General features: G+C 55.3%; 25 protein-coding genes and 3 tRNA genes. 12 read left to right on the forward strand and 16 right to left on the reverse strand.

Going from position 1 to position 25986, the window contains the following annotated elements:
• Positions 1–12: 12 nt before the first annotated feature.
• Together tsaE and nnr are read right to left on the reverse strand one after the other, a co-directional pair.
• Positions 13–474: a tRNA (adenosine(37)-N6)-threonylcarbamoyltransferase complex ATPase subunit type 1 TsaE gene (gene tsaE / locus KW829_RS19085; protein WP_008502923.1), complete on the reverse strand. Its 462-nt coding sequence runs from the start codon at positions 472–474 to the stop codon at positions 13–15.
• A complete protein-coding gene (gene nnr, locus KW829_RS19090; RefSeq protein WP_218308828.1) occupies positions 467–1990 on the reverse strand; it encodes a bifunctional ADP-dependent NAD(P)H-hydrate dehydratase/NAD(P)H-hydrate epimerase in 1524 nt (507 codons plus the stop codon). The genes tsaE and nnr overlap by 8 nt, the downstream gene beginning before the upstream one ends.
• Between nnr and queG the strand changes: the two genes are divergently transcribed.
• Positions 1989–3128, forward strand: a complete 1140-nt coding sequence (queG, locus tag KW829_RS19095; protein WP_010427508.1) for a tRNA epoxyqueuosine(34) reductase QueG — start codon at positions 1989–1991, stop codon at positions 3126–3128. The two genes, nnr and queG, sit on opposite strands and share 2 nt — an antisense overlap.
• Positions 3129–3398: 270 nt before the next feature.
• Here the strand turns inward: queG and KW829_RS19100 are convergent.
• The 4 genes from KW829_RS19100 to orn form a co-directional block, all read right to left on the reverse strand.
• A tRNA-Gly gene (locus KW829_RS19100) sits at positions 3399–3474 on the reverse strand.
• A gap of 45 nt (positions 3475–3519) precedes the next feature.
• Positions 3520–3595 (reverse strand) — tRNA-Gly (locus KW829_RS19105).
• A 44-nt stretch (positions 3596–3639) separates the two neighbouring features.
• Positions 3640–3715, reverse strand: a tRNA-Gly gene (locus KW829_RS19110).
• Between the two features lie 196 nt (positions 3716–3911).
• Entirely contained in the window at positions 3912–4457 is a 546-nt protein-coding gene (gene orn / locus KW829_RS19115; protein WP_089600925.1) for an oligoribonuclease, read from the reverse strand.
• A gap of 107 nt (positions 4458–4564) precedes the next feature.
• Between orn and rsgA the strand changes: the two genes are divergently transcribed.
• The 3 genes from rsgA to mscM all read left to right on the forward strand — a co-directional run bounded on the left by rsgA (position 4565) and on the right by mscM (position 10028).
• On the forward strand, positions 4565–5617 hold the full coding sequence (rsgA, locus tag KW829_RS19120) for a small ribosomal subunit biogenesis GTPase RsgA (protein WP_218308829.1): 1053 nt from the start codon (positions 4565–4567) through the stop codon (positions 5615–5617).
• A gap of 99 nt (positions 5618–5716) precedes the next feature.
• Positions 5717–6685 carry an archaetidylserine decarboxylase gene (asd, locus tag KW829_RS19125; protein ID WP_100165640.1) on the forward strand — a complete coding sequence of 323 codons (969 nt, stop codon included), beginning with the start codon at positions 5717–5719 and terminating at the stop codon, positions 6683–6685.
• A gap of 19 nt (positions 6686–6704) precedes the next feature.
• Entirely contained in the window at positions 6705–10028 is a 3324-nt protein-coding gene (gene mscM, locus KW829_RS19130; protein WP_089600929.1) for a miniconductance mechanosensitive channel MscM, read from the forward strand.
• Positions 10029–10062: 34 nt separating this feature from the next.
• Here mscM and yjeM read toward each other — a convergent pair whose 3' ends face one another.
• The 3 genes from yjeM to epmA form a co-directional block, all read right to left on the reverse strand.
• On the reverse strand, positions 10063–11562 hold the full coding sequence (yjeM, locus tag KW829_RS19135) for a glutamate/gamma-aminobutyrate family transporter YjeM (RefSeq protein WP_218308831.1): 1500 nt from the start codon (positions 11560–11562) through the stop codon (positions 10063–10065).
• 232 nt (positions 11563–11794) lie between these two features.
• The gene (locus KW829_RS19140; RefSeq protein WP_218308832.1) at positions 11795–12952 is read right to left on the reverse strand and encodes a DDE-type integrase/transposase/recombinase; all 1158 of its coding nucleotides are present in this window, start codon (positions 12950–12952) and stop codon (positions 11795–11797) included.
• 103 nt (positions 12953–13055) lie between these two features.
• Positions 13056–14033: an elongation factor P--(R)-beta-lysine ligase gene (epmA, locus tag KW829_RS19145; RefSeq protein ID WP_010427746.1), complete on the reverse strand. Its 978-nt coding sequence runs from the start codon at positions 14031–14033 to the stop codon at positions 13056–13058.
• Between the two features lie 310 nt (positions 14034–14343).
• Between epmA and frdA the strand changes: the two genes are divergently transcribed.
• The 4 genes from frdA to frdD are packed head-to-tail and all read left to right on the forward strand — an operon-like array spanning position 14344 to position 17637.
• Positions 14344–16134 (forward strand): fumarate reductase (quinol) flavoprotein subunit, encoded by a 1791-nt coding sequence (gene frdA, locus KW829_RS19150; RefSeq protein ID WP_089600273.1) that lies wholly within the window; start codon positions 14344–14346, stop codon positions 16132–16134.
• Positions 16127–16861, forward strand: a complete 735-nt coding sequence (locus KW829_RS19155) for a succinate dehydrogenase/fumarate reductase iron-sulfur subunit (RefSeq protein WP_089600271.1) — start codon at positions 16127–16129, stop codon at positions 16859–16861. Before frdA ends, KW829_RS19155 begins: the two co-directional genes overlap by 8 nt.
• Before the next feature lie 10 nt (positions 16862–16871).
• A complete protein-coding gene (frdC, locus tag KW829_RS19160; protein WP_010427752.1) occupies positions 16872–17267 on the forward strand; it encodes a fumarate reductase subunit FrdC in 396 nt (131 codons plus the stop codon).
• Positions 17268–17277: 10 nt separating this feature from the next.
• Positions 17278–17637: a fumarate reductase subunit FrdD gene (gene frdD / locus KW829_RS19165; RefSeq protein ID WP_042715376.1), complete on the forward strand. Its 360-nt coding sequence runs from the start codon at positions 17278–17280 to the stop codon at positions 17635–17637.
• 29 nt (positions 17638–17666) lie between these two features.
• Here frdD and ampR read toward each other — a convergent pair whose 3' ends face one another.
• On the reverse strand, positions 17667–18542 hold the full coding sequence (gene ampR, locus KW829_RS19170; protein WP_218308833.1) for a LysR family transcriptional regulator AmpR: 876 nt from the start codon (positions 18540–18542) through the stop codon (positions 17667–17669).
• Positions 18543–18674: 132 nt separating this feature from the next.
• Between ampR and blaACT the strand changes: the two genes are divergently transcribed.
• Entirely contained in the window at positions 18675–19820 is a 1146-nt protein-coding gene (gene blaACT / locus KW829_RS19175) for an ACT family cephalosporin-hydrolyzing class C beta-lactamase (RefSeq protein WP_218308834.1), read from the forward strand.
• 121 nt (positions 19821–19941) lie between these two features.
• The gene (locus tag KW829_RS19180) at positions 19942–20472 is read left to right on the forward strand and encodes a lipocalin family protein (RefSeq protein WP_218308835.1); all 531 of its coding nucleotides are present in this window, start codon (positions 19942–19944) and stop codon (positions 20470–20472) included.
• On the opposite strand, the gene sugE is transcribed toward KW829_RS19180, so the two are convergent.
• Positions 20469–20786 (reverse strand): quaternary ammonium compound efflux SMR transporter SugE, encoded by a 318-nt coding sequence (sugE, locus tag KW829_RS19185; protein ID WP_100165646.1) that lies wholly within the window; start codon positions 20784–20786, stop codon positions 20469–20471. The genes KW829_RS19180 and sugE overlap by 4 nt on opposite strands.
• Positions 20787–21048: 262 nt before the next feature.
• Here sugE and KW829_RS19190 point away from each other — a divergent pair, with 262 nt between their 5' ends.
• Positions 21049–21648, forward strand: coding sequence for a LuxR C-terminal-related transcriptional regulator (locus KW829_RS19190; RefSeq protein ID WP_010427762.1), 600 nt, complete (start codon positions 21049–21051; stop codon positions 21646–21648).
• A 40-nt stretch (positions 21649–21688) separates the two neighbouring features.
• Here the strand turns inward: KW829_RS19190 and ecnB are convergent, their stop codons facing one another.
• The 3 genes from ecnB to efp all read right to left on the reverse strand — a co-directional run bounded on the left by ecnB (position 21689) and on the right by efp (position 22700).
• Complete coding sequence (ecnB, locus tag KW829_RS19195) at positions 21689–21835, reverse strand: lipoprotein toxin entericidin B (protein ID WP_003855942.1); 147 nt, start codon at positions 21833–21835, stop codon at positions 21689–21691.
• Positions 21836–21943: 108 nt separating this feature from the next.
• Positions 21944–22075 carry an entericidin A/B family lipoprotein gene (locus KW829_RS19200; RefSeq protein WP_010427765.1) on the reverse strand — a complete coding sequence of 44 codons (132 nt, stop codon included), beginning with the start codon at positions 22073–22075 and terminating at the stop codon, positions 21944–21946.
• A gap of 58 nt (positions 22076–22133) precedes the next feature.
• Positions 22134–22700, reverse strand: a complete 567-nt coding sequence (gene efp, locus KW829_RS19205) for an elongation factor P (RefSeq protein ID WP_010427766.1) — start codon at positions 22698–22700, stop codon at positions 22134–22136.
• A gap of 40 nt (positions 22701–22740) precedes the next feature.
• Between efp and epmB the strand changes: the two genes are divergently transcribed.
• Positions 22741–23769, forward strand: a complete 1029-nt coding sequence (epmB, locus tag KW829_RS19210) for an EF-P beta-lysylation protein EpmB (protein WP_218308836.1) — start codon at positions 22741–22743, stop codon at positions 23767–23769.
• A gap of 46 nt (positions 23770–23815) precedes the next feature.
• Here the strand turns inward: epmB and KW829_RS19215 are convergent, their stop codons facing one another.
• Both KW829_RS19215 and groL read right to left on the reverse strand, forming a co-directional pair.
• A complete protein-coding gene (locus tag KW829_RS19215; RefSeq protein WP_010427771.1) occupies positions 23816–24169 on the reverse strand; it encodes a DUF4156 domain-containing protein in 354 nt (117 codons plus the stop codon).
• Positions 24170–24303: 134 nt separating this feature from the next.
• Positions 24304–25947 carry a chaperonin GroEL gene (gene groL, locus KW829_RS19220; RefSeq protein WP_218308838.1) on the reverse strand — a complete coding sequence of 548 codons (1644 nt, stop codon included), beginning with the start codon at positions 25945–25947 and terminating at the stop codon, positions 24304–24306.
• Between the last annotated feature and the right edge of the window lie 39 nt (positions 25948–25986).

Below are 25986 nucleotides of genomic sequence, written 5' to 3' on the forward strand. Positions count from 1 at the left end.
TCATCCCTACGCTTAACCGGCCAGTCGCGCCAGTAAGGAACTGCCTGATGAGGAAACAGCACTGATGCGTGCCTCACGCCCTTGTGCCTGGTAATCTAAGTGAATTTCGACATCCGGGTCAGGCAGCACACCCGCACCTTGTTGCGGCCACTCCACCAGGCAAATGGCGTCGTTGGCAAAATAATCACGGATCCCCATAAATTCCAGCTCCTCAGGATCCGCAAGGCGGTATAAATCGAAGTGGTACACCATGAGATTTTCAAGGGTGTACGGTTCTACCAGCGTGTAGGTTGGGCTTTTCACATTCCCGTTATGGCCTAACGCCTGCAAAAAACCCCGGCTGAAGGTGGTTTTACCTGCACCTAAATCACCATAAAGATAAATGACGGTAGCCCCCTGACAGGCCTGCGCCACGCGCTTGCCGAGATCTAAAGTGGCTTGTTCATCAGGTAAAGGAATCGCTCGATTAGTCATTTTCTACGTCAATCACATCCGGGTTAACAACACGCCGTAGCGTGCAAAAAAGATCGGTGGCCAGCATACCGCGCGTACCATAGCATGCAGCAAGCTGGTCAGCCGCTGCGCCGTGGGCCACACAGCCCGCACAGGCTGCATCATAAAGGGGAAGTTTCTGTCCGAGCAATGCGCCAATGATGCCAGACAACACATCACCCATGCCCCCGCTCGCCATGCCTGCATTTCCGGCATCAATAATACCCAGCGCATCCTCGCTGGCGATAACGGTTCCCGCCCCTTTCAAAACAGCAACACCTCCGTAACGTTTTACCAGACGCTGGGCAGAAAGTAAGCGATCGCTTTCAATTTCTGCCACGCTGCAGTTAAGCAGCCGCGCGGCCTCGCCGGGGTGTGGCGTCAGGATGCGATTGTGACGCTTATCCGGGTTTATTGCCAGAAGGTTAAGCGCGTCGGCATCCCACAGCATCGGTTTACGAAAGTTCTCGACCTTTTGCAGGGCTTGTTTACCCCATGCCTGCTGCCCAAGCCCGGGGCCAATCACCACAACATCGGCCCATTCGAGGCTCTCTTCCAGCGTCTGCGGCGTGAGTTCATGCACCATTAGCTCCGGTCGGGCGGTAACGATCGGGATGATATTGTCACTACGCGTTAACACCCGCACTAAACCGGCACCGCAGCGCAGAGCCGCCTCGCCGGTCATGCGGACAGCGCCCGCCGTGCCGTGGTCACCCCCGACTATCACCAGCCTGCCGTGATCGCCCTTATGGGACGTTGGACGGCGCGGCAGCAGCCATCCGGTCAACTGTGAGGCGTCATATCGTGAAACTTGCGTATCCTGTCCCGCCAGCCAGCTTTCAAGCCCCAGCGCGTTGTGATGCAGTTTCCCCACCACATCCCGCGCTTTTCCGGTTAGCAGACCCGGTTTCAGGGCAATAAAGGTGACAGTATGTGACGCCTGAATCACCGCCCCCGGCGTCGCACCGGTTTGCGCGAGCAGTCCAGAGGGGATGTCCAGCGCCACCACCGGTGCGGGATGCGCGTTAGCACGCTCAATCAGCGCGGCAATGTTGTCGCGGGGCGCGCGCATCAGACCGGTGCCCAGCAGACCATCAACAACCAGATCCACATCTTCCGGCCAGAGGATATCTGACGCATGAATCACACCGCCTGCGTTCAGCCAGGCCTCTCGCGCCGCACTGGCTTCTTCCGGCAGCGGATGTTCGCTCTCAACGGCCAGTAACGTGACGCGAAGACCTGCCGCCACGGCCAGACGGGCGACGACATAGCCATCGCCGCCGTTATTACCGTGTCCACATAAAATGAGCCAGTGAGCGGCCTGCGGGTACGCGTGGCGGGCAACGTTAAACGCCGCCTCACCCGCGCGTAGCATCAGTTCGTAAAGGGTAATGCCGAGACTGTCTGCAGCCTCTTGTTCGGCGCGTCGGAGCGCATCCGCATGCCAGATGGAATGTGGTATACTTGCGGGGTTTTTCTTCACCGTATGGTCCGTCATGTCACAGCCCCTCGATCTCAATCAGTTAGCGCAAAATATAAAACAGTGGGGTGCTGAGCTTGGCTTCCAGAAGGTGGGCATCACCGACACCGACCTCTCCGCCAGCGAGCCCAAACTGCAGGCGTGGCTGGACAAACAGTACCACGGCGAGATGGAGTGGATGGCGCGTCATGGCATGATGCGCGCTCGTCCACACGAGCTGTTGCCGGGCACATTACGCGTCATCAGCGTGCGCATGAACTACCTGCCCGCCAATGCGGCCTTTGCGCGCACGCTCAAAAATCCCTCTTTGGGTTACGTCAGCCGGTATGCTCTGGGGCGTGACTACCATAAGCTTCTGCGCAACCGTTTAAAAAAACTTGGGGAAATGATTCAGCAGCACTGTGTTTCGCTGAATTTTAGACCCTTTGTGGATTCCGCGCCTATTCTTGAGCGTCCGATTGCTGAAAAAGCGGGGCTTGGCTGGACAGGTAAGCACTCACTTATCCTTAGCCGCGACGCCGGTTCGTTCTTTTTCCTGGGTGAACTGCTGATAGATTTACCGCTGCCGGTAGACGGCCCGGTAGAGGAAGGCTGCGGCCGGTGTGTAGCCTGCATGACCATCTGCCCGACAGGCGCTATTGTCGAGCCTTATACCGTTGACGCACGCCGCTGCATCTCCTATCTCACTATCGAACTGGAAGGGGCTATTCCTGAGGAATTTCGACCGCTTATCGGCAACCGGATCTACGGTTGTGACGACTGCCAGTTGATCTGCCCGTGGAACCGCTATTCGCAGCTCACGGACGAAGAGGATTTCAGCCCGCGTAAGGCGCTGCATGCACCACCGCTTATTGAGCTGTTCGCCTGGACAGAAGCCTGGTTCCTGAAAGTGACGGAAGGTTCGGCCATTCGCCGTATCGGTCATTTGCGTTGGCTGCGAAACGTTGCCGTTGCGCTGGGCAATGCCCCGTGGGATGAAGCGAATATTCAGGCACTCGAAAGCCGTAGAGGTGAGCACCCACTTCTCGATGAACACATAGAGTGGGCGGTTGCACAGCAAATTGAGAAGCGAAATGCCTGCGTGGTCGAAGTGCAGTTACCCAAGAAACAGCGGCTGGTGAGGGTGATTGAAAAAGGGCTCACGCGGGATGCCTGAACTATTCACAGCCTGTGTATAAAATTACAAACTCAGGCGCCATCAGGGCTGGCTAAGAGGTCAAGTGATCTCACTAACATTTTGAAATGATATTTTCTTTTTATAAATCAGAATATTATAAAGATACTATTCACCCTGCGAAGCGTTTGGCACTAACAGATCAGCGGCAGGTTCTGTGGATAACTCTGTTTACAAGAGTATTTCAGATGAAATAGAAAACGTCCCCAACGAAGCATTCCGCTGTGGATAATTTGAATATGAAGAAGAATTTGGAGCGGGAAACGAGACTCGAACTCGCGACCCCGACCTTGGCAAGGTCGTGCTCTACCAACTGAGCTATTCCCGCTTGGGTGTTCTGGTGCTGTGCGTATCTTGCGATACTTTCAAATTTTGGAGCGGGAAACGAGACTCGAACTCGCGACCCCGACCTTGGCAAGGTCGTGCTCTACCAACTGAGCTATTCCCGCTTGGGTGTTCTGGTGCTGGCGTATCTTGCGATACTTTCAAATTTTGGAGCGGGAAACGAGACTCGAACTCGCGACCCCGACCTTGGCAAGGTCGTGCTCTACCAACTGAGCTATTCCCGCAAATCTGTACTGCTTTTGTTGCTGTCGTAACGTGTAATTCTCTGTCGTTACGGGAGGCGCATTATACGAGAAATCCTTTTAGCTGCAACCCCCCTTAAAGCGATTTTTTTGAAAATCCGTTCAAGTGCTTAATTAATCGGCAAGCTGAACAATTTAACGACAAAAACCCGGCCACGCAAGGCGCCGGGTCGCAAAATCACAGCTTTATAAAGTTTTCGCGGTAGTACGCCAGCTCCGCAACCGACTCGCGAATGTCGTCCATCGCCTGGTGTGTTCCCTGCTTTTTAAAGCCGTCGAGAATTTCCGGTTTCCAGCGACGTGCCAGCTCTTTCAGGGTGCTGACATCCAGATAGCGGTAGTGGAAATACGATTCCAGCTCCGGCATGTACTTAAACAGGAAGCGACGATCCTGACCAATGCTGTTACCGCAGATAGGCGATTTGCCCGCCGGAACCCACTGTTTCAGGAATTCAATGGTTGCCAGCTCTGCTTCACGGTCGCCCTGGGTGCTGGCCTTTACGCGCTCTACCAGCCCGCTACCGGTATGGGTGCGCACGTTCCATTCATCCATCAGCGCAAGCTGATCGTCAGACTGATGTACCGCGATGGTTGGCCCTTCCGCCAGAATATTCAGGTTGGCATCGGTGACCAGCGTTGCAATTTCAATGATGCGATCGCGTTCGGGATCCAGCCCGGTCATTTCAAGATCGATCCAAATCAGGTTGTTTTCATCCGCGCTCATGTTATTTTCCACCCTTCTCGCATAACCGGCAGTAGCAGGTTAACTAGTATTAATTACAGTGTATCATAGAGGTTTTGCCCCTTACGGGCGACCAGGAGCCAGCGCGATTGAGTAAAAATAAACTCTCCAAAGGGCAGCAGCGCCGCGTAAACGCCAACCACCAGCGCCGTCTTAAAACCACTTCGGAGAAGCCGGATTACGACGACAACCTGTTTGGTGAAGCGACAGAGGGCGTCGTGATTAGCCGTTTTGGTATGCATGCTGATGTCGAATCCGCCGACGGGGATATCCACCGTTGCAATATCCGTCGCACTATCCGTTCATTGGTAACCGGCGATCGCGTTGTCTGGCGTCCGGGTAAAGAAGCCGCTGAAGGGGTGACGGTTAAGGGCATCGTTGAAGCCGTGCATGAACGCACGTCGGTGCTGACCCGTCCTGATTTCTACGACGGTGTTAAACCCATTGCCGCCAATATTAACCAGATCGTCATCGTTTCGGCGATTTTGCCTGAGCTTTCGCTCAATATTATCGACCGTTATCTCGTCGCCTGCGAAACGCTGCAGGTTGAACCGATCATCGTGCTGAACAAGATCGATCTGCTGGATGACGACGGCATGGCCTTCGTGAATGAGCAGATGGATATCTATCGCGAGATCGGTTATCGCGTGCTGATGGTCTCCAGCCACACTAAAGATGGCCTGAAGCCGTTGGAAGAAGCGCTGACTGACCGAATCAGTATCTTTGCGGGCCAATCTGGCGTAGGTAAATCGAGCCTGCTGAACAACCTTCTCGGCCTCCAGCAAGAGATCCTGACCAACGATGTGTCCAACGTTTCGGGTCTGGGCCAGCACACCACCACCGCCTCGCGTCTTTATCACTTCCCGCACGGTGGCGACGTGATTGACTCGCCGGGCGTACGTGAGTTTGGCCTGTGGCACCTTGAGCCGGAACAAATCTTCAACGGATTTGTCGAATTCCATGACTATTTAGGCGCTTGCAAATATCGCGACTGTAAGCACGACAACGACCCTGGCTGCGCTATCCGCGAGGCGGTAGAGAACGGTGAGATTGCGGAAACCCGCTTCGAAAACTATCACCGCATTCTTGAGAGCATGGAAGACGTAAAAACGCGTAAAAACTTTTCTGATTCTGATAACTGACAACTAAGCTAAGCATCGCTAAAATCGTCCCCTTTTTTCAGGTTCCGGCGCTTTTCTCCGCCGGATCAGGAACGACAAAACAATGGCCTGGAGGCTACCTTGTTAAACTCATTCAAACTTTCGCTTCAATACATTCTGCCAAAACTGTGGCTCACTCGCCTGGCGGGCTGGGGCGCGAGCAAACGAGCGGGCTGGCTAACCAAACTGGTCATCGACCTGTTCGTGAAATACTACAAGGTCGACATGAAAGAGGCGCAGAAGCCGGACACCGCCAGCTACCGCACGTTTAACGAATTCTTCGTGCGCCCGTTGCGCGATGAAGTGCGCCCGTTAAATACCGACCCTAACGTGCTGGTGATGCCTGCGGACGGCGTGATCAGCCAGCTCGGTAAGATTGAAGACGACAAAATTCTGCAGGCCAAAGGCCATAACTACACCCTTGAGGCGCTGCTCGCAGGTAACTACCTGATGGCAGATCTGTTCCGTAACGGTTCCTTCGCGACCACCTACCTGTCGCCGCGCGACTATCACCGCGTACACATGCCGTGTAACGGTATTCTGCGTGAGATGATTTACGTGCCGGGGGATCTGTTCTCCGTGAACCACCTGACCGCACAGAACGTTCCGAACCTGTTCGCCCGTAACGAGCGCGTCATCTGCCTGTTTGATACTGAATTTGGCCCAATGGCACAGATTCTGGTGGGTGCTACCATTGTAGGCAGTATCGAAACCGTCTGGGCGGGCACTATCACCCCGCCACGCGAAGGCGTGATCAAGCGCTGGACCTGGCCTGCCGGTGAAGCGGAAGGCTCTGTGGCCCTGCTGAAAGGTCAGGAGATGGGTCGCTTTAAGCTGGGCTCTACCGTGATCAACTTGTTTGCACCGGGTAAAGTGAACCTGGTTGAACAGCTGGAAAGCCTGTCGGTGACCAAACTGGGTCAACCGCTGGCGGTGTCTACCGAAACCTTCATCACGCCGGACGCAGAGCCTGCGCCGCTGCCTGAAGAAGAGATCAACGCCGAGCATGACGCCAGCCCGCTGGTTGACGACAAAAAAGACGAAGGCTAACAACAGAAGGATCGCTGACGTGCGCCCGATTATCGTTCTACTGATGGCCTGGTGCCTCAGCATGGGGGCGTACGCAGCGACAGCCCCCGACGCCAAACAGATAACCCAGGAACTGGAGCAGGCAAAAGCGGCGAAACCCGCGCAGCCAGAGACCGTCGAGTCGCTCCAGTCTGCCCTGAACGCGCTTGAGGAGCGAAAAGGCTCCCTTGAGCGCGCTCAGCAATATCAGCAGGTTATCGACAACTTCCCGAAACTCTCTCAAACGCTGCGCTCACAGCTGAATAACCTGCGTGATGAACCGCGCGAGGTTCCTGTAGGCTTAACGTCGGATGCGCTAAACCAGGAGATCCTCCAGGTTAGCAGTCAGCTACTGGAAAAGAGCCGCCAGGCGCAGCAGGAACAAGAGCGCGCACGTGAAATCGCCGACTCTCTCAGCCAGCTACCGCAGCAGCAGACCGATGCCCGCCGTCAGCTGAACGAGGTCGAGCGTCGCGTCGGCACGCAAGCCGGTAATACGCCACAGAGCCAGGCGCAAAATCTTGGGCTACAGGCGGAATCCGCCAGGCTCAAAGCGCTGGTTGATGAGCTGGAGCTGGCGCAGCTTTCTGCCAACAACCGCCAGGAACTGTCGCGCATGCGCGCTGAACTGGCGCAGAAGCAGAGCCAACAGCTGGACGCGTATCTGCAGAGCCTGCGCAACCAGTTAAATAGCCAGCGCCAGCGCGAAGCCGAACGCGCGCTGGAAAGTACAGAACTCCTCGCGGAAAACAGCGCAAATCTGCCTGTCGGCATCGTCGATCAGTTCAAGGTTAACCGCGAGCTTTCAGCCGCGCTGAACCAGCAGGCGCAGCGTATGGATTTGGTTGCGTCGCAGCAGCGACAGGCGACCAATCAAACGCTGCAGGTACGTCAGGCGCTTAACACCCTGCGTGAGCAGTCCCAATGGCTGGGGTCCTCCAACCTGTTGGGTGAAGCCTTACGCGCCCAAGTTGCCCGCCTGCCGGAAATGCCAAAGCCGCAGCAGCTTGATACCGAGATGGCGCAGCTGCGCGTCCAGCGCCTGCATTTTGAAGACCTCCTCAATAAGCAGCCGCAAATCCGCCAGATCCGCCAGGCCGATGGACAACCGCTTACCGGTGAGCAGAACCGCATCCTTGAAGCCCAGCTGCGCACCCAGCGTGAACTGCTGAACTCTCTGCTGCAGGGCGGCGATACGCTGATCCTTGAGCTAACCAAGCTGAAAGTGTCAAACAGCCAGCTGGAAGATGCGCTGAAAGAGGTCAACGAGGCGACGCACCGTTATCTCTTCTGGACATCTGACGTGCGGCCAATGACCTTCTCGTGGCCAATAGAGATTGTGCAGGATCTGCGCCGCCTGATTTCGCTGGATACCTTCAGCCAGTTGGGCCAGGCCAGCGTGATGATGATTACCAGTAAGGAGACCATCTTCCCGCTGCTGGGCGCGCTGATTCTGGTGGGCTTCAGTATCTACTCCCGCAGGCACTTTACGCGCTTCCTCGAACGTTCCAGCGCGCGCGTCGGGAAAGTGACGCAGGATCACTTCTGGCTGACGCTGCGTACCGTATTCTGGTCGATTCTTGTTGCTTCACCGCTACCGGTGCTGTGGATGACGCTGGGATACGGCCTGCGCGAGGCCTGGCCCTATCCGCTTGCGGTGGCGATTGGCGATGGCGTCACCGCCACCGTGCCGCTGCTGTGGGTAGTGATGATTTGCGCCACCTTCGCGCGTCCAAACGGTCTGTTTGTCGCCCACTTTGGCTGGCCGCGCAGCCGCGTCGCGCGCGGCATGCGTTACTACCTGATGAGCATCGGCCTGATCGTGCCGCTAATCATGGCGCTGATCATGTTCGATAACCTCAATGACCGTGAATTCTCCGGTTCGCTGGGCCGTCTCTGCTTTATCCTCATCTGCGGCGCGCTGGCAATGGTGAAACTCAGCCTTAAACGCGCCGGCATTCCGCTGTATCTCGATAAGACGGGCAGCGGCGATAACATGCTCAACCGCATGCTGTGGAACCTGATGCTCTCCGCGCCTTTGGTGGCTATTCTGGCCGCAGCCGTGGGGTATCTGGCGACCGCGCAGGCGCTGCTGGCACGTCTTGAAACCTCCGTCGCCATCTGGTTCCTGCTGCTGGTGGTCTACCATGTCATCCGCCGCGGAATGCTGATCCAGCGTCGTCGTCTGGCGTTTGACCGTGCCAAGCATCGCCGCGCCGAAATTCTGGCCCAGCGCGCACGCGGTGAAGAAGAGCCAAACCACGTCAACAGTACAGAAGGGACAACGGATGCCGACGATGTCGAAATCGATCTGGATACCATCAGTACCCAGTCATTGCGGCTGGTGCGCTCCCTCCTGATGCTGGTTGCCCTTCTGTCGGTGATCTTCCTGTGGTCGGAAATTCACTCCGCGTTTGGATTCCTGGAAAACATCTCATTGTGGGATGTGACGTCCACGGTACAGGGTGTTGAAAGTCTGGAGCCGATCACCTTAGGCGCGGTGCTGATTGCCATTCTGGTGCTGATCATCACCACGCAGCTGGTGCGTAACTTCCCGGCACTGCTGGAGCTGGCGCTGCTGCAGCACCTGGATTTAACCCCCGGCACGGGCTACGCCATTACCACCATCACCAAGTATCTGATCATGCTGTTTGGTGGGCTGGTGGGTTTCTCAATGATTGGTATTGAGTGGTCAAAACTGCAGTGGCTGGTCGCCGCCCTGACCGTGGGTCTGGGCTTTGGCCTGCAGGAGATTTTTGCCAACTTCGTTTCCGGTCTGATCATTCTGTTTGAGAAGCCGATCCGTATTGGCGATACGGTGACCATCCGCGATTTGACCGGTAGCGTCACGAAGATCAATACGCGCGCCACCACGATCAGCGACTGGGATCGAAAAGAGATCATCGTCCCGAACAAGGCGTTTATCACCGAGCAGTTTATCAACTGGTCGCTGTCAGACTCCGTCACCAGAGTGGTGCTGACCGTACCGGCACCGTCTGATGCCAACAGCGAAGAGGTGACGCAGATCCTCTACACCGCAGCAGAGCGCTGCTCGCTGGTGATCGATAACCCGGCACCCGAGGTATTCCTTGTGGATTTACAGCAGGGTATTCAGATCTTCGAGCTGCGCATTTACGCCGCCGAGATGGGGCACCGTATGCCGTTGCGCCATGAGATCCACCAGCTGATTCTGGCTGGCTTCCGCGAGCACGGAATTGATATGCCGTTCCCACCGTTCCAGATGCGTCTGGAAAGCCTCGGCGGGACTAAAACGTCAAGAACGCTGTCATCAGCGGGACGCAAACGCCCGGCGGGAAGTTTGTAATACTCGCCCCTCCCTGTGGAGGGGCGTTTTACCGCTACGCGACTTCCACGACGTACGCCATCGAGCGACGACGATAGTTCTCATAAATCCCCATCGCCAGCAGCGAGAAGAAGATCGGACCGCCAACCATCCACAGCGCGCTGCTCCAGTCATTTGCCTCAATGATGGGCTGGATCACGGTGAATATGTTGGCAAACGCCACCACCAAAACGACCACCGTGGTTGCCAGCAGCGTTGTTGCGCGAGTTTTGAAAATCACGAACGGACGTTCCAGCCCCTGCTTCGCCTTAAAGAACGGGAACGCGAGCGTCAGGAACAGATACGGGAGCGTCATTGAAACGTTCGCCATCAGAGTCAGCTTGTTGTAAAACGCTGACGCCGTGTCACCACCAAACGACACCAGCAGAATGAACACGCATACCAGCAGACACTGCATCCACATGGCGTTAGCGGGCATGCCGGTTGTATTCAACTGCGTCATGCGCGCTGGCCACAGCGCTTTTGGCGTGCCCTGAATAATGGCTTTCAGCGGAGAGTAAATCAGCGTGAAGAACGCGCCCGTATACGCAAGGAACATCGACAGCCCGGTGATGCGCGCAAACCAAACGCCCATCGCCGCCGCCGCGTCCGGCGTCAGGTTCATCGCCTGCCCCAGCGTCATGCCCAGACTTTTCATCAGAACATAGGTGATGTTCCCGAGGTTCGTGGTGTTGTTGCTCAGTACCTGCTGCCAGTTAGTGCTGACGCCCCAGAGGAAAATCGCCAGCGAATAGCCAATCGAGATGACGATGGCGGCAAAAATAATGCCTTTGGCAAAGTTCTTTTCCGGGTTCTCGGTCTTATCGACCAGGCCGCCTACGGCTTCAATACCGCCGTAAGCAAAGATGGCAAAGACCACGAAGGAGAGCATGGCGAGGCCGGACTGATAGCTCGGGTTAGGGGATGAAACAAAATTCACCTCCTGCGCGAAATGGCCGCCGTTCAGACACAGAATGGCGATACTGACCACCAGCAGAACCAGGTTCAACCCCATGACCGAAATACCGCCCACAGCGGTAATCCGGGCTATTTTGTTGATACCTTTAGACGCCACCAGCGTTACAACAACCATCCAGCAGACCGCCAGAATACCCACCACCTGCGTAGAGCTGAGGCCCGCCAGCGACCAGACCTGGGTTTTATCGGCACCGAACACAAACGTCGAGAACGGAACCCACACTTTCGCGGCCGTACTGACCATCCAGACGACGTAAGAGGAGAACCACATAAACGTGCCGATAAACGCATAGCGCGGGCCAACGCTGTTTTTCATCCACGAATAGATCCCGCCCTCTTCTTTGCGATAGGCCGATCCCATTTCCGCCATCATCAGCGCAAAGGGAATGAAGAAGAATAGCGCAGAGACGATATAAAACGGCGTCGCGCTGTAACCCATCAGGTAGAAGGCCGACGGACTGTTGGCAAAACCAAAGACCGAGGTAAATATCATCAGGATGAGCCCGGTGAGGGTCATCTTTTTGAGTGAGTGAGACATATAACCATCCGAAGGAGAATTAAGCTGCGCGGATGGTAGCAGATGACCAGACAAAAATTGTGGCTATGCGAGGCAAACTAAGAAAAAGACCCGTGTATAGAGAAATTGGCAGTTTTTAATGTTGCCGTGCGGAAATGGAAAGGTTAATTGACAGGAATGGTAGGCCGGGTAAGCGCAGTGTATGACCGGATACATAGGTGACAGATCAGACCGGGAACATAGGTAACACTTTTTAGTCTATCCGGAGCACACTCTCGGTTTTTCGGTCGTAGTACGCAAGCGTTATTCCGTTAAAGATGATGGCCTCAAGGCCATCATCCTGTTCTTCCAGCATGATGTACTCATCAGTCAGCGCTTCACTCAGGAACACCGTCCCCTTTTTCCCCATATAGAGTGTCCCCCGCGATTTCACCCTGTAGACCGTACCGCCTTCCGGATACACGTATTCAGGAACACGGCCATCCCAGTGTCGGTTCGAGGGGTGCCATACCGTTCCGGGCGTTGCACCCGCCAGGGCTTCATGAGGCCTTTCGTAGTTAAATTCTTCCCGGTAGTCACTGAACCACCGCTGTTGTTCTTCCATCGTCATGAAGGTGTTGCCCTGTTTCACCGCACTTTTCAGGGAGCGGTGCATTCGCTCATGACGGCCATTTTCTTCCGGATGCCCCTTCCTGATACGCTCAGGCCTGATGCCCAGCTTGATTAGCCAGACGGCAAGACGACTTAGTCCGGCTATCCCTGTTCCCGCGAAGGGCTGACCGTTATCGGTTCTCAGGACTTGCGGCAGACCGTACTCCAGGAACGCATCCGTCAGGCACTGCCTGACGAAGGGCTCGCTCTCCCGGTCCGTTCCCCGGCAGCTCAGCAGATACCGGCTGTGATTGTCGGTCAGGGTGAAGGGATGGCAGTACTCTCTGCTCAGCAGCCTGAACTTGCCTTTAAAATCAGCGCTCCAGACCTGATTGTTCTCACTGATGGTGGTCAGGGGCTGGCGATTGCCCGGGGTCCTGCGTTTTCGCTTTTTATCCGGAACCAGGCCTTCACGCTTGAGGATATCGCCGATAGTGCTGGCAGCAGGTACGGTAAAATCGACGTGATGATTGAGCAGCCACATCCGCAGTTTTTTTGGGCCCCAGTCAGGGTGTTTTTGCCTCAGGGCCGTAAGCTGTCCGGCGATATCATCAGGAACCGTCCGGGAGTGGGAGTGTGGCGCGCGCGACCGGTCAGAGAGAGATGACAGGTCAGAGGGGTCAAAACGCTGAAGCCATTTATAGCCGGTTTTACGGCTGATGCCAAAAAGACGGCAAAGCGCGGAGAAGGAGTCCGTACCTGCATGGCAGGCACGGATAAAATCAAGGCGTTGCATAGGTCGGGTCTCAGTCCAGGGCATAGCGAGTCTCCTCTTCTATGCCAGTTATAACTGTTACCCATGTATCCGGTCTAAAGTGTTACCCATGTTTCCGGTTCATACCGCAGCGCCACCCGGCACTTTATCAGGCGCGATCGACCGTAAAGGCAATCACATCGCCAAGCTGCTCTGCGCCCAGCGCCAGCATCACCAGACGGTCAACGCCCAGCGCCACACCAGAACAATCCGGCAGGCCAGCTTTTAACGCCTCCAGCAGGTTGGTATCAATCGGCTGCTGCGGCAGACCGCGCGCTGCACGCTTGCGGTTATCCTGCTCAAAACGCTGCTGCTGTTCGCGCGCGTCAGTCAGCTCGTGGAAACCGTTCGCCAGCTCAATTCCTTTATAATAAACCTCAAAACGCTCCGCCACGCGGTGGTCTTCGGTACTGATCTGCGCCAGCGAAGCCTGGCTTGCGGGGAAATGATAAACAAACGTCGGACGATCCTTGCCAATCTGCGGTTCCACGCCAAAGGTGAAAAGCAGTTGCAGCAGCGTATCGCGATCTTCCTCGGTATCCGCCACATTGCTCAGATCCAGTTTTGCCGCCACTTCACGCAGCTGGGCTTTATCCGCTGAAAGAGGATCGATTTCCAGACAACGCTGGAACGCCTGCTGATAGGAGAGCGTCTCCGCTTCTGAACAGTCCAGAACCTGCTGCAGCAGATCGTCCACCTCATTCATCAGGCGATACATATCATAATGCGGGCGGTACCACTCCAGCATGGTGAATTCCGGGTTGTGGTGACGACCCATCTCTTCATTACGGAAGCTGCGGCACAGCTGATACACCGGACCACATCCCGCCGCCAGCAGGCGCTTCATGTGGTATTCCGGGCTGGTCATCAGATACAGATTCATACCCTGAGAATGGCCAGGGCCAACAAAACGGGTTTCAAACGGGACCAGATGAATATCCGTTACCGTTGCCTGACTCATGCACGGAGTTTCCACCTCCAGGACGCCGCGGTCAGCAAAGAAGCGGCGGATCTCCGCCATTACTGCTGCGCGTTTTAACAGGTTTGGGATGGATGCGCTCGGCTGCCAGGTGGCCGTTTCGCTCATGAGTAATTCTCCGATTTCAGACAAGGGCACGAAGTCTACTCGTAAGCCGGGGCGGAGACAAATTTTGCGCGGTAAAAGCGCCTTTTTCATAACGAAGAAAAATAACGTAACGGAATTTATCAATAACGATGATAAATCACCGCACTGAACAGCAAAAAAATCGAACACGTCAAATTTCCCTCACATCCATACGGTTATACTGTTTTACCCATAAAGGAGCAGTGGAATCGCTTTCGCAATTTCCCGTTCGGACAGGTGAGCTACCTTTAGTTCAACGCGTTGCGGAAAAACAAAAATCTGGAGGAATGTCGTGCAAACTTTTCAAGCCGATCTTGCCGTAATAGGCGCTGGCGGAGCGGGATTACGCGCTGCAATTGCTGCAGCACAAGCTAATCCCAACGCTAAAATCGCACTGATTTCAAAAGTCTATCCTATGCGTAGCCACACGGTTGCTGCAGAAGGAGGATCCGCCGCTGTTGCGCAGGATCATGACAGCTTCGAATACCATTTCCACGACACGGTTGCAGGGGGCGACTGGCTTTGCGAGCAGGATGTCGTTGACTACTTCGTGCACCACTGTCCTACGGAAATGACCCAGCTTGAGCAGTGGGGATGTCCGTGGAGTCGCCGTCCGGACGGCAGCGTCAACGTTCGCCGCTTCGGCGGAATGAAGATTGAACGCACCTGGTTCGCCGCCGATAAGACCGGCTTCCATATGCTGCACACCCTGTTCCAGACCTCCCTTCAGTTCCCGCAAATTCAACGCTTTGATGAACATTTCGTTCTCGACATTCTGGTCGATGACGGCGAGGCGCGCGGCCTGGTGGCGATGAACATGATGGAAGGCACGCTTGTGCAGATCCGCGCGAAAGCCGTGGTAATGGCAACAGGCGGTGCGGGTCGCGTTTATCGCTACAACACCAACGGCGGCATCGTCACCGGCGACGGGATGGGCATGGCGCTCAGCCACGGCGTGCCGCTGCGCGATATGGAGTTCGTGCAGTATCACCCAACCGGTCTGCCGGGTTCCGGCATTCTGATGACGGAAGGCTGCCGCGGTGAAGGCGGTATTCTGGTCAACAAAAACGGCTACCGCTATCTGCAGGATTACGGCATGGGCCCGGAAACCCCGCTCGGCGAGCCGAAGAACAAATACATGGAACTCGGCCCGCGCGACAAAGTGTCTCAGGCCTTCTGGCACGAGTGGCGCAAAGGCAACACCATCTCCACGCCGCGCGGCGATGTGGTCTATCTCGACCTGCGCCACCTCGGCGAGAAGAAACTGCTGGAGCGTCTGCCGTTCATCTGCGAGCTGGCAAAAGCCTACGTGGGCGTTGACCCTGTGAAAGAACCGATTCCGGTGCGTCCAACCGCGCACTACACCATGGGCGGTATCGAAACCGATCAGCAGTGCGAAACCCGCATCAAAGGACTGTTCGCCGTGGGCGAGTGTTCCTCCGTGGGCCTGCACGGTGCGAACCGTCTGGGCTCGAACTCGCTGGCTGAGCTGGTCGTCTTTGGCCGCATGGCGGGCGAACGCGCAATGGAGCGGGCGGCTACTGCAGGTGAAGCCAACGGTGCCGCGCTGGACGCTCAGGTCGCAGACGTTGAAAAACGGCTGAAAGATCTGGTGAATCAGGAAGGTAACGAGAACTGGTCTAAGATCCGCGATGAAATGGGCCTGTCGATGGAAGAAGGCTGCGGTATCTACCGTACGCCAGAGCTGATGCAGAAAACCGTCGACAAGCTGGCAGAGCTGCAGGAACGCTTCAAGCGCGTGCGCATCACCGATACCTCCAGCGTGTTCAATACCGACCTGCTCTATACCATCGAACTGGGCCACGGTCTGAACGTCGCGGAATGTATGGCGCACTCCGCGCTGGCGCGTAAAGAATCGCGCGGCGCGCACCAGCGCCTTGATGAAGGCTGTACCGAACGTGATGACGTCAACTTCCTGAAACATACCCTCGCCTGGCGCGATGCGGATGGCACTACCCGTCTGGACTACAGCGACGTGAAAATCACCACGCTGCCACCGGCGAAGCGCGTTTACGGTGCAGAAGCAGAAGACGCCGAGAAGAAGGAGAAGGCGAATGGCTGAGATGCAAAAACTGAAAGTTGAAGTGGTGCGCTACAACCCGGAAGTGGACGCCGCACCGCACAGCGCTTTCTATGAAGTCCCTTATGACGAGCAAACCTCCCTGCTGGATGCGCTCGGCTATATCAAAGACAACCTGGCACCAGACCTGAGCTATCGCTGGTCCTGCCGCATGGCGATCTGCGGTTCCTGCGGCATGATGGTTAACAAGGTACCGAAGCTGGCCTGTAAAACCTTCCTGCGCGAATACACCAAAGGCATCAAGGTTGAAGCCCTGGGCAACTTCCCGATTGAGCGCGATCTGGTGGTCGATATGACCCACTTTATCGAAAGCCTGGAAGCCATTAAGCCGTATATCATTGGCAACCCGCGCACGCCCGAACAGGGGCCAAACACCCAGACGCCAGCCCAGATGGCGAAGTACCATCAATTCTCCGGCTGCATCAACTGCGGTCTGTGCTACGCCGCCTGTCCACAGTTTGGCCTGAACAAAGAGTTCATTGGCCCGGCAGCCATTACCCTGGCGCACCGCTATAACGAGGACAGCCGCGACCACGGTAAAAAAGAACGTATGGCGCAGCTAAACAGCCAGAACGGCGTCTGGAGCTGTACCTTTGTGGGCTACTGCTCCGAAGTCTGTCCGAAGCACGTCGACCCGGCCGCCGCTATTCAGCAGGGTAAAGTGGAAAGCTCGAAAGACTTTCTTATCGCTACCCTGAAACCACGCTAAGGAGTGCATGATGACGACTAAACGCAAAGCCTATGTGCGGCCAATGCCGTCCACCTGGTGGAAAAACCTGCCGTTTTATCGCTTCTATATGCTGCGTGAAGGCACGGCGGTACCTGCGGTCTGGTTCAGCCTTGAGCTGATGTACGGGGTTTTCGCCCTCAAACACGGTCCGGAAACCTGGGCCAGCTTTGTCGGTTTCCTGCAAAACCCGATCATCGTTGTGCTGAACCTGATCGTGCTCGCGGCCGCGCTGCTTCATACCAAAACCTGGTTTGAACTGGCGCCAAAAGCGGCGAACATCATCGTTAAAGGCGAAAAAATGGGGCCAGAGCCGGTGATTAAAGGGCTCTGGGCAGTGACGATTCTGGTCACTGTGGTCATTCTGTTTGTCGCACTGTTCTGGTAAGGAGACTACTGTGATCAATCCAAATCCAAAACGTTCTGACGAGCCGGTCTTCTGGGGCCTGTTCGGTGCAGGCGGCATGTGGAGCGCCATCATCGCGCCGGTCATTATCCTGCTGGTCGGCATTATGCTGCCGCTGGGGCTGTTCCCGGGCGATGCGCTGAGCTACGAGCGCGTACTGGCCTTTGCGAGCAGCTTTATCGGTCGCGTGTTCCTCTTCCTGATGATCGTTCTACCGCTGTGGTGTGGCCTGCACCGCATTCACCATGCGATGCATGACTTGAAAATCCATGTACCGAGCGGTAAATGGGTGTTCTACGGTCTGGCAACCATCCTGACCGTGGTGACGCTGATTGCGGTGGTCACCATCTGACGCTTCAGGCCCGCCATCCGGCGGGCCTGTTATTTCTGCATTTTTCCCACCAGCCACTGCGCAAACTCACGCATTGCGGGGGTTTCTGCGCGCGACTGGAGTCGCGTCAGCCAGTAACTGCCCAGGTCAATCTGCGTCGCAAACGGCTGCACGATACGCTCGCTGTTCAGCAAATGGCTAAACATATCAACAGGCGCGATGGCAATTCCCACGCCCGCCTGAGCCGCCTCAAGCATGGTCACAGACGAATCAAACACCATCACCCGGTGCGTCGGTGAAGGAGGATGCTCACCCGCCGCCTGCATCCAGGCAGCCCATTCGTCGCGTCGGTAAGAGCGCAGCAGGGTAAATTTAAGGATATCTGCCGGTTTTTTTAGCACAGAGGCGATATCCGGCGTGCAAAGCGGAGCCAGCGGCGCAGGACAAAGAAACTGCGCCTCGGTACCATGCCACGCGCCTCCACCATAGCGGATGGTGTAATCCAGTCCTTCGGCGGCAGGATCGACACGGTTGTTATGCGTGGAAAGCTGCAGATCAATGTGCGGATAGCAGCGACGAAAATCCTCCAGCTGCGGAAAGAGCAATCCCGTCGCAAAGGTACCCACCACGCCGATCTTCAGCTTCTCCATGGCAAGATGGTGAGTAAAGCGATCGAGCAGACCGGCGATACGATCGAACGAATCGTTCAGCACCGGCAGTAAATTCTCGCCTTCCGTGGTCAACGACAGCCCACGGGAAACGCGAACGAACAGCTGGCAGTGCAGGTGCTGCTCCAGCGCCTTCACGTGTTGGCTAATGGCAGAATGGGTCACATTGAGCTCAATGGCGGCATGCGTAAAACTAAGATGCCTGGCGGCCGCTTCGAAAGCACGAAGCGAGTTAAGAGGAAGATAGCTTCGCGTCATCTGTCGTTCCGTTAGAAAAATTAACAGCTAATGCTAAATTTAACCGTTTGTCAGCCACAGTCAAATCCCACAGACTACGCTCGTCTGATGGGCCCGGACACTCCCCTGAACCGTGATTATGGAAGATAACTGATGATCAAAAAATCCCTTTGCTGCGCCCTGCTGCTCGGCGTGTCATGTTCCAGCATTGCTGCGTCGATGACAGAAAAACAGCTGGCTGACGTAGTGGAAAAAAGCATTACCCCCCTGATGAAAGCGCAGTCCATTCCGGGCATGGCGATTGCCGTGATCTACCAGGGCCAGCCGCACTATTTTACTTTTGGTAAAGCCGATGTTGCGGCGAACAAACCTGTTACCCCACAAACCCTGTTCGAACTGGGTTCTATCAGTAAAACTTTCACCGGCGTACTGGGTGGCGATGCTGTTGCCCGCGGTGAGATATCGCTGGGCGATCCGGTGACAAAGTACTGGCCTGAGCTGACGGGCAAGCAGTGGCAGGGAATTCGCATGCTGGACCTGGCAACCTATACCGCAGGCGGTCTGCCGCTGCAGGTACCGGATGAGGTCACTAATAACGCCTCTCTGCTGCGCTTTTACCAAACATGGCAGCCGCAGTGGAAACCTGGCACCACGCGATTGTATGCGAACGCCAGCATCGGTCTGTTTGGCGCACTGGCGGTTAAACCTTCCGGCATGGGCTTTGAACAGGCCATGACGAAGCGGGTCTTTAAACCGCTCGGGCTCGACCATACGTGGATCAACGTTCCGAAAGCAGAAGAAGCACATTACGCCTGGGGATACCGTGACGGTAAAGCGGTCCACGTGTCACCGGGGATGCTGGACGCCGAAGCCTACGGCGTGAAAACCAACGTGCAGGATATGGCGAGCTGGGTGGTGGCCAATATGGCTCCGGATAACGTTCAGGATGCATCGCTGAAGCAAGGCATTACGCTGGCGCAGTCGCGCTACTGGCGCGTGGGGGCCATGTATCAGGGACTAGGCTGGGAAATGCTGAACTGGCCGGTCGGTGCCAAAACCGTGGTTGAAGGTAGCGACAACAAGGTCGCGCTGGCACCCCTGCCTGCGAGAGATGTGAATCCTCCGGCGCCTCCGGTAAAAGCCTCATGGGTGCATAAAACCGGCTCCACCGGCGGATTCGGCAGCTATGTGGCCTTTATCCCGGAGAAGCAGCTTGGCATCGTGATGCTGGCGAACAAGAGCTATCCGAACCCGGCACGCGTTGAGGCGGCATACCATATCCTCGACGCGCTGCAGTAAAACATTGCCGGGTGGCGGCTTCGCCTTACCCGGCCTACAAAATCCACGGTATGACGCCGCATAAAAGCCACATTTTCCTTGCTGTCATCTACACTTAACAGAAAACAGTAAGGAAACACCTATGCGCATTCTGCCTGTTATCGCCGCAGTGACAGCCGCGTTTTTAGTCGTTGCCTGCAGTTCCCCTACCCCGCCACCCGGCGTCACCGTCGTCACGCCTTTCGATTCACAACGCTTCCTTGGGACCTGGTATGAAATCGCCCGAATGGATCATCGGTTCGAGCGCGGTTTAGAAAAAGTCACAACCCATTACAGTTCAATGGATGACGGCGGTATTCAGGTCGTTAACCGTGGTTACAACCCGGACCGGGCGATGTGGCAACAGTCGGTTGGCAAGGCGTACTTCACCGGCGACGCGAGCCGTGCCGCGTTGAAAGTCTCTTTCATCGGCCCGTTCTACGGTGGATATAACGTGATTGCACTCGACAGAGAATATCGTCACGCGTTAGTGTGCGGGCCGGATCGCGACTACCTGTGGATACTCTCCCGCACCCCGACCATTTCACCTGAAATGAAACAGCAGATGCTGGACGTGGCGACCCGGCAAGGGTTTGATGTAGCGAAATTAGTTTGGGTTGAACAGCCGCGTTAATGCGTGCTGAGCTTCAGGCCAACGATCCCGGCAACAATCAGGGCGAGGCTGGCAATACGCGCCAGACTCGCTGACTCTCCCAGCAACAAAATGCCGGTGATGGCCGCGCCTACCGCTCCAATTCCAGTCCAGACCGCATAAGCCGTCCCAACAGGCAGGGTACGCATTGCCCATGACAGCATGACAATACTGACAATCATTGCGGTAACGGTAATGACGCTGGGCGTCAGGCGGGTAAAACCGTGGGTATATTTCAGACCAATTGCCCAAACCACTTCGAGCAAACCGGCAATGAAAAGAATAATCCAGGACATTTCAGGCTCCTTAACTTAAGTACAAGTTGGGGCCGTCCCCGGTGAAAGAAGCGCTTACGGGTCGTCCCGAAAGGCAGAGATTACGCTCAATATTGTGGATAGAGTGCGCTTTTTTTTCAATCCCTTTGTGCTGAATATGTTAAGGCAAGAAATAGCCGCAGTATGGCGCGCAGTTCAGGCATTTATCACTCATCCGACTTCTCTATGATGATGTGCTTTCTGATGGCAGGAAGCCAAACCACTAGCCGACTGCGAATCCACTATGTTCAAAATTCTTTTGATTGACCGTTGCCACTTCACCCGTACGGGTTTTGAAGCATGGCTCAATCATTCTGGTCTTTTTCCGGGTCACTTCGTCGTGACCGGGTTGAATAACCTCTTCCTCGCCAGAGAGCATATCCTGCAGTGGAAACCGACGCTGGTTATCGCTGACTTACACGGTTTTCGACACGATTTTCATCATTTTCAGCAACTCTCTTCCCTGATGATTGCCAGCGAAACGCAGCCCTTTATTTTACTCCAGTCGGGCGAAGAACAAGACATGACAAACTACCTGACACAATTCCCGGTATGGGCTTCGCTGTTGAAAAATGCCGATTTAGAAGAAGTGGCGATGGTGATTAATGATGCGCTGACGTCATGCGCAAGCGTTGAAATGCCGCAGATTGCCGCCCCGCTGCTGACTCGTCAGGAGGAGAAAGTGCTAACGCTGTGGATGGACGGCGCGAGCAACCAGAAGATTGCCAGCCATTTAAGTATTAACGGAAAAACGGTTTATACCTACAAGCGGAATATCAGGATGAAGCTGCATATGGACACGCGCTATTCCCCGTTTTTATCCCTGCAGGAAGCAGAGAATTGACGGTACGGTAAGAGTGGTGCGCCGTACCGTCAGTGCGTCATTAGTTCTGAGCTTTAGTGGCTGCACCAGAAATAGCATTGCCACCATCGGAGATATCTTCCCCTACACCGCGGGTGGTATTACATGCAGTCAGTACAGAAGAGAGCACCAGAACAGAAAAGATCGCTGCAATTGTTTTCTTAACCATAATATCTTCCTTTTATAGCCAAAGTTGTTTTGTGTATAGCAACTTAAGGATAGACAAGATCCCGTCATTTGACGGCACAGGAAGCATTTTTAAGAAAATTAGACGAAATTAGCTGGCTGCATTAGAAATGACGTGGCCAAGATCTTTGATGTCTTCACCCACGCCGCGCGCGGTGTTGCATCCAGAAAGGATTGCGCTGGTCAGCGCTAACAGAAGCAGAATTTTAACGGTACGTTTCATCATCCCTGCCTGCAAAAATCAGGCGCAGCGGGCGCTGCGCCTTCAATCATGACGTAAATTACTTCACGCGGGACACGTATTCGCCGGAGCGGGTATCCACTTTGATCACTTCGCCAGTCTGGACGAACAGTGGCACTTTAACCACTGCGCCGGTAGACAGTTTAGCTGGCTTACCGCCGGTACCTGCGGTGTCACCTTTCAGTCCTGGATCGGTTTCGACGATTTCCAGTTCTACGAAGTTTGGTGGGGTCACAGCGATAGGCTGGCCGTTCCACAGGGTAACGATGCACTCAGCCTGATCCAGCAGCCATTTAGCGCTGTCGCCTACTGCTTTCTCATCAGCAGACAGCTGTTCGAAAGTAGAGTTGTTCATGAAATGATAGAACTCACCGTCGTTGTACAGATAGGTCAGGTTCATATCAACAACATCAGCGCCTTCAGCGGAGTCAGTAGACTTGAAGGTTTTCTCAACACGGGTGCCGGTCAGCAGGCGGCGCAGCTTAACGCGTGCGAATGCCTGGCCTTTACCTGGTTTAACGAATTCGCTGGCTTCAACCGCGTACGGTTCGCCGTCCATCATGATTTTAAGACCAGCACGAAAATCGTTGCTATAGTACGTTGCCATAAGGCCCTCTAAATTTGTTAACTGGTAGCTAAGCCACAAAATGGCGCATATTGTAACCCTAAACACCCCGTCCAGAGAAGATTGGTTATCGCAACTTGCCGATGTAATCACCAGTCCTGATGAATTGCTGCGTCTTTTAGACCTCGATCAACACGAAGAGTTGCTTGCAGGCCGCGAGGCAAAGCGCCTTTTTGCCCTGCGCGTTCCCCGTGCGTTTGTGGCACGTATGGAGAAAGGCAATCCCGACGATCCGCTATTAAAACAAACACTTACTTCGCAGGATGAGTTTGTCACCGCGCCGGGTTACAGCACCGATCCGCTGGAAGAGCAGAACAGCGTGGTGCCGGGTTTACTGCACAAGTACCTCAACCGCGCCCTGCTGCTGGTAAAAGGCGGCTGTGCGGTAAATTGTCGTTATTGCTTCCGTCGGCACTTCCCCTATGCCGACAATCAGGGCAATAAACGCAACTGGCAGGTTGCGCTGGACTATATCGCCGCCCATCCCGAGCTTGATGAAATTATTTTTTCCGGCGGCGACCCGCTGATGGCGAAAGATCACGAGCTGGACTGGCTGCTGACGCAGCTGGAAGCCATTCCGCACATCAAGCGTCTGCGCATTCATAGCCGTTTGCCGATTGTTATTCCGGCGCGGATCACCGATGGGCTGGTCTCACGCATTGAGCAGTCTCGTTTACAGGTGCTGCTGGTAAACCATATCAACCACGCGAACGAAATTGACGATGCATTTCGGGCGGGGATGGCGCGTCTGCGTAAAGCGGGCGTGACGCTGCTGAACCAGAGCGTGCTGCTGCGCGGCGTAAACGATAGCGCCCGCGTGCTGGCAGATTTGAGCAATGCGTTGTTTGATGCGGGCGTGATGCCCTATTACCTGCACGTGCTGGATCGCGTTCAGGGCGCGGCACATTTCATGGTGACGGATGAAGAAGCCCGGCAGATTATGCGCGAACTGTTAACGCTGGTTTCAGGCTATATGGTGCCGAAGCTGGCACGTGAGATTGGCGGTGAGCCGAGCAAGACGCCGCTGGATTTGCAGCTGCGGCAGTGCTAGTTTCCCCTCACCCTAACCCTCTCCCACAGGGAGAGGGAAAAGGCAATCAGTTCGGGCACTTGTAGACCTGGCCATTCATCTGGCTGGCGGTCGGCACGAAGCTGGACAGCATCCCCTGCGTTGGGCTGCTCACGCCGTAAATCACGTTACCACCCATTGCCGCAGCCTGGTTACGCAGGGCATTCGCCGCACCGCGCATAGAGCCACCTTCTTCGCCATGCTGACCTGACATCCAGTTACTTTGCTCACCGGTTGCCGTGCCTAACAGCTGGCATTCACTACCCGGCTTATCTTCCACAAAGCGAACGCCCTGGCCCGCTGCCGACAGCTCATTGCTGGAGCTACAACCCGCCAGCAGCAATGCTGCCCCTACAATCCCTGCACAGACTTTTACGCGCATGTTATTCCTCGTTTTCAATAAGCTGGACAGTAGTTGTCCGTGTGTAAACCTTATACCTAAAAGATGACCAAAAGAAAAACCCCCGAGCATTTCTGCCCGGGGGTTTTTCACATTCTAAGCGGTAAAGCGCACGATTACATCATGCCGCCCATACCACCCATGCCGCCCATGCCAGCTGCACCTAAGTCAGGCGCGTCGCCTTTAGGCAGGTCGGTTACCATGCACTCGGTAGTGATCATCAGGCCCGCTACAGATGCCGCGTACTGCAGAGCAGAACGGGTTACTTTAGTTGGGTCCAGGATACCGAAGTCGATCATGTTGCCGTATTCTTCAGTTGCCGCGTTGTAACCGTAGTTACCTTCGCCCGCTTTCACGTTGTTGGCCACAACAGATGGCTCTTCACCGGCGTTGGACACGATCTGACGCAGTGGTGCTTCCATCGCGCGCAGCGCAACTTTGATACCCACGTTCTGATCTTCGTTCTGAGCAGTCAGGCCTGCCAGCTTAGCGGCAACACGCACCAGCGCGACACCACCACCAGCAACCACGCCTTCTTCTACCGCAGCACGGGTCGCGTGCAGGGCATCGTCAACGCGTGCTTTTTTCTCTTTCATTTCAACTTCGGTCGCCGCACCGACTTTGATTACCGCAACGCCGCCAGCCAGTTTCGCTACGCGCTCCTGCAGTTTTTCACGGTCGTAGTCAGAAGTCGCTTCTTCGATCTGCTTACGGATCTGACCAACGCGGCCCTGAATAGCGGCTTCTTCACCCACGCCATCGATGATGGTAGTGGTGTCTTTGTTGATCACAACGCGTTTCGCCTGGCCGAGGTCTTCCAGGGTCGCTTTTTCCAGCTCCATACCGATCTCTTCAGAGATCACGGTACCGCCAGTCAGGGTAGCGATATCCTGCAGCATTGCTTTACGACGATCGCCGAAGCCAGGTGCTTTAACCGCAGCCACTTTCACGATGCCGCGCATGGTGTTAACCACCAGGGTCGCCAGCGCTTCGCCTTCAACGTCTTCAGCGATGATAACCAGCGGCTTGCCTGCTTTCGCAACGGCTTCCAGCACTGGCAGCATTTCGCGGATGTTGGAGATTTTCTTGTCAGCCAGCAGGATGAACGGACTTTCCAGCTCAACAGCGCCAGTCTCTGGCTTGTTGATGAAGTATGGGGACAGGTAACCGCGGTCGAACTGCATACCTTCAACCACGTCCAGTTCGTCCTCCAGACCGGTGCCGTCTTCAACGGTGATCACGCCTTCTTTACCGACTTTATCCATCGCTTCTGCGATCAGTTTACCTACGGTTTCGTCGGAGTTAGCGGAGATGGTACCAACCTGAGCAATAGCTTTAGAGTCAGAGCACGGTACGGACAGCGCTTTCAGTTCTTCAACAGCGGATGCGACAGCTTTGTCGATACCACGTTTCAGATCCATTGGGTTCATGCCCGCAGCAACGGCTTTCAGACCTTCAGTGATGATAGCCTGTGCCAGTACGGTCGCGGTGGTGGTACCGTCGCCTGCAGCGTCGTTCGCTTTAGAGGCCACTTCTTTCACCATCTGCGCGCCCATGTTTTCGAACTTGTCTTCCAGCTCGATTTCACGTGCAACAGAAACACCATCTTTGGTGATGCTTGGCGCGCCGAAGGATTTGTCCAGCACTACGTTACGACCTTTCGGACCCAGGGTCACTTTCACTGCGTCTGCCAGTACGTTTACGCCGCGGAGCATTTTTACACGAGCGTCGTTACCGAATTTTACGTCTTTAGCTGCCATGTTCTTATTTCCTCAAATTCGTACAGTTTCGTGCGTAAA

Source organism: Enterobacter sp. ENT02 (genome assembly GCF_019219165.1).
Lineage (GTDB): Bacteria > Pseudomonadota > Gammaproteobacteria > Enterobacterales > Enterobacteriaceae > Enterobacter > Enterobacter mori.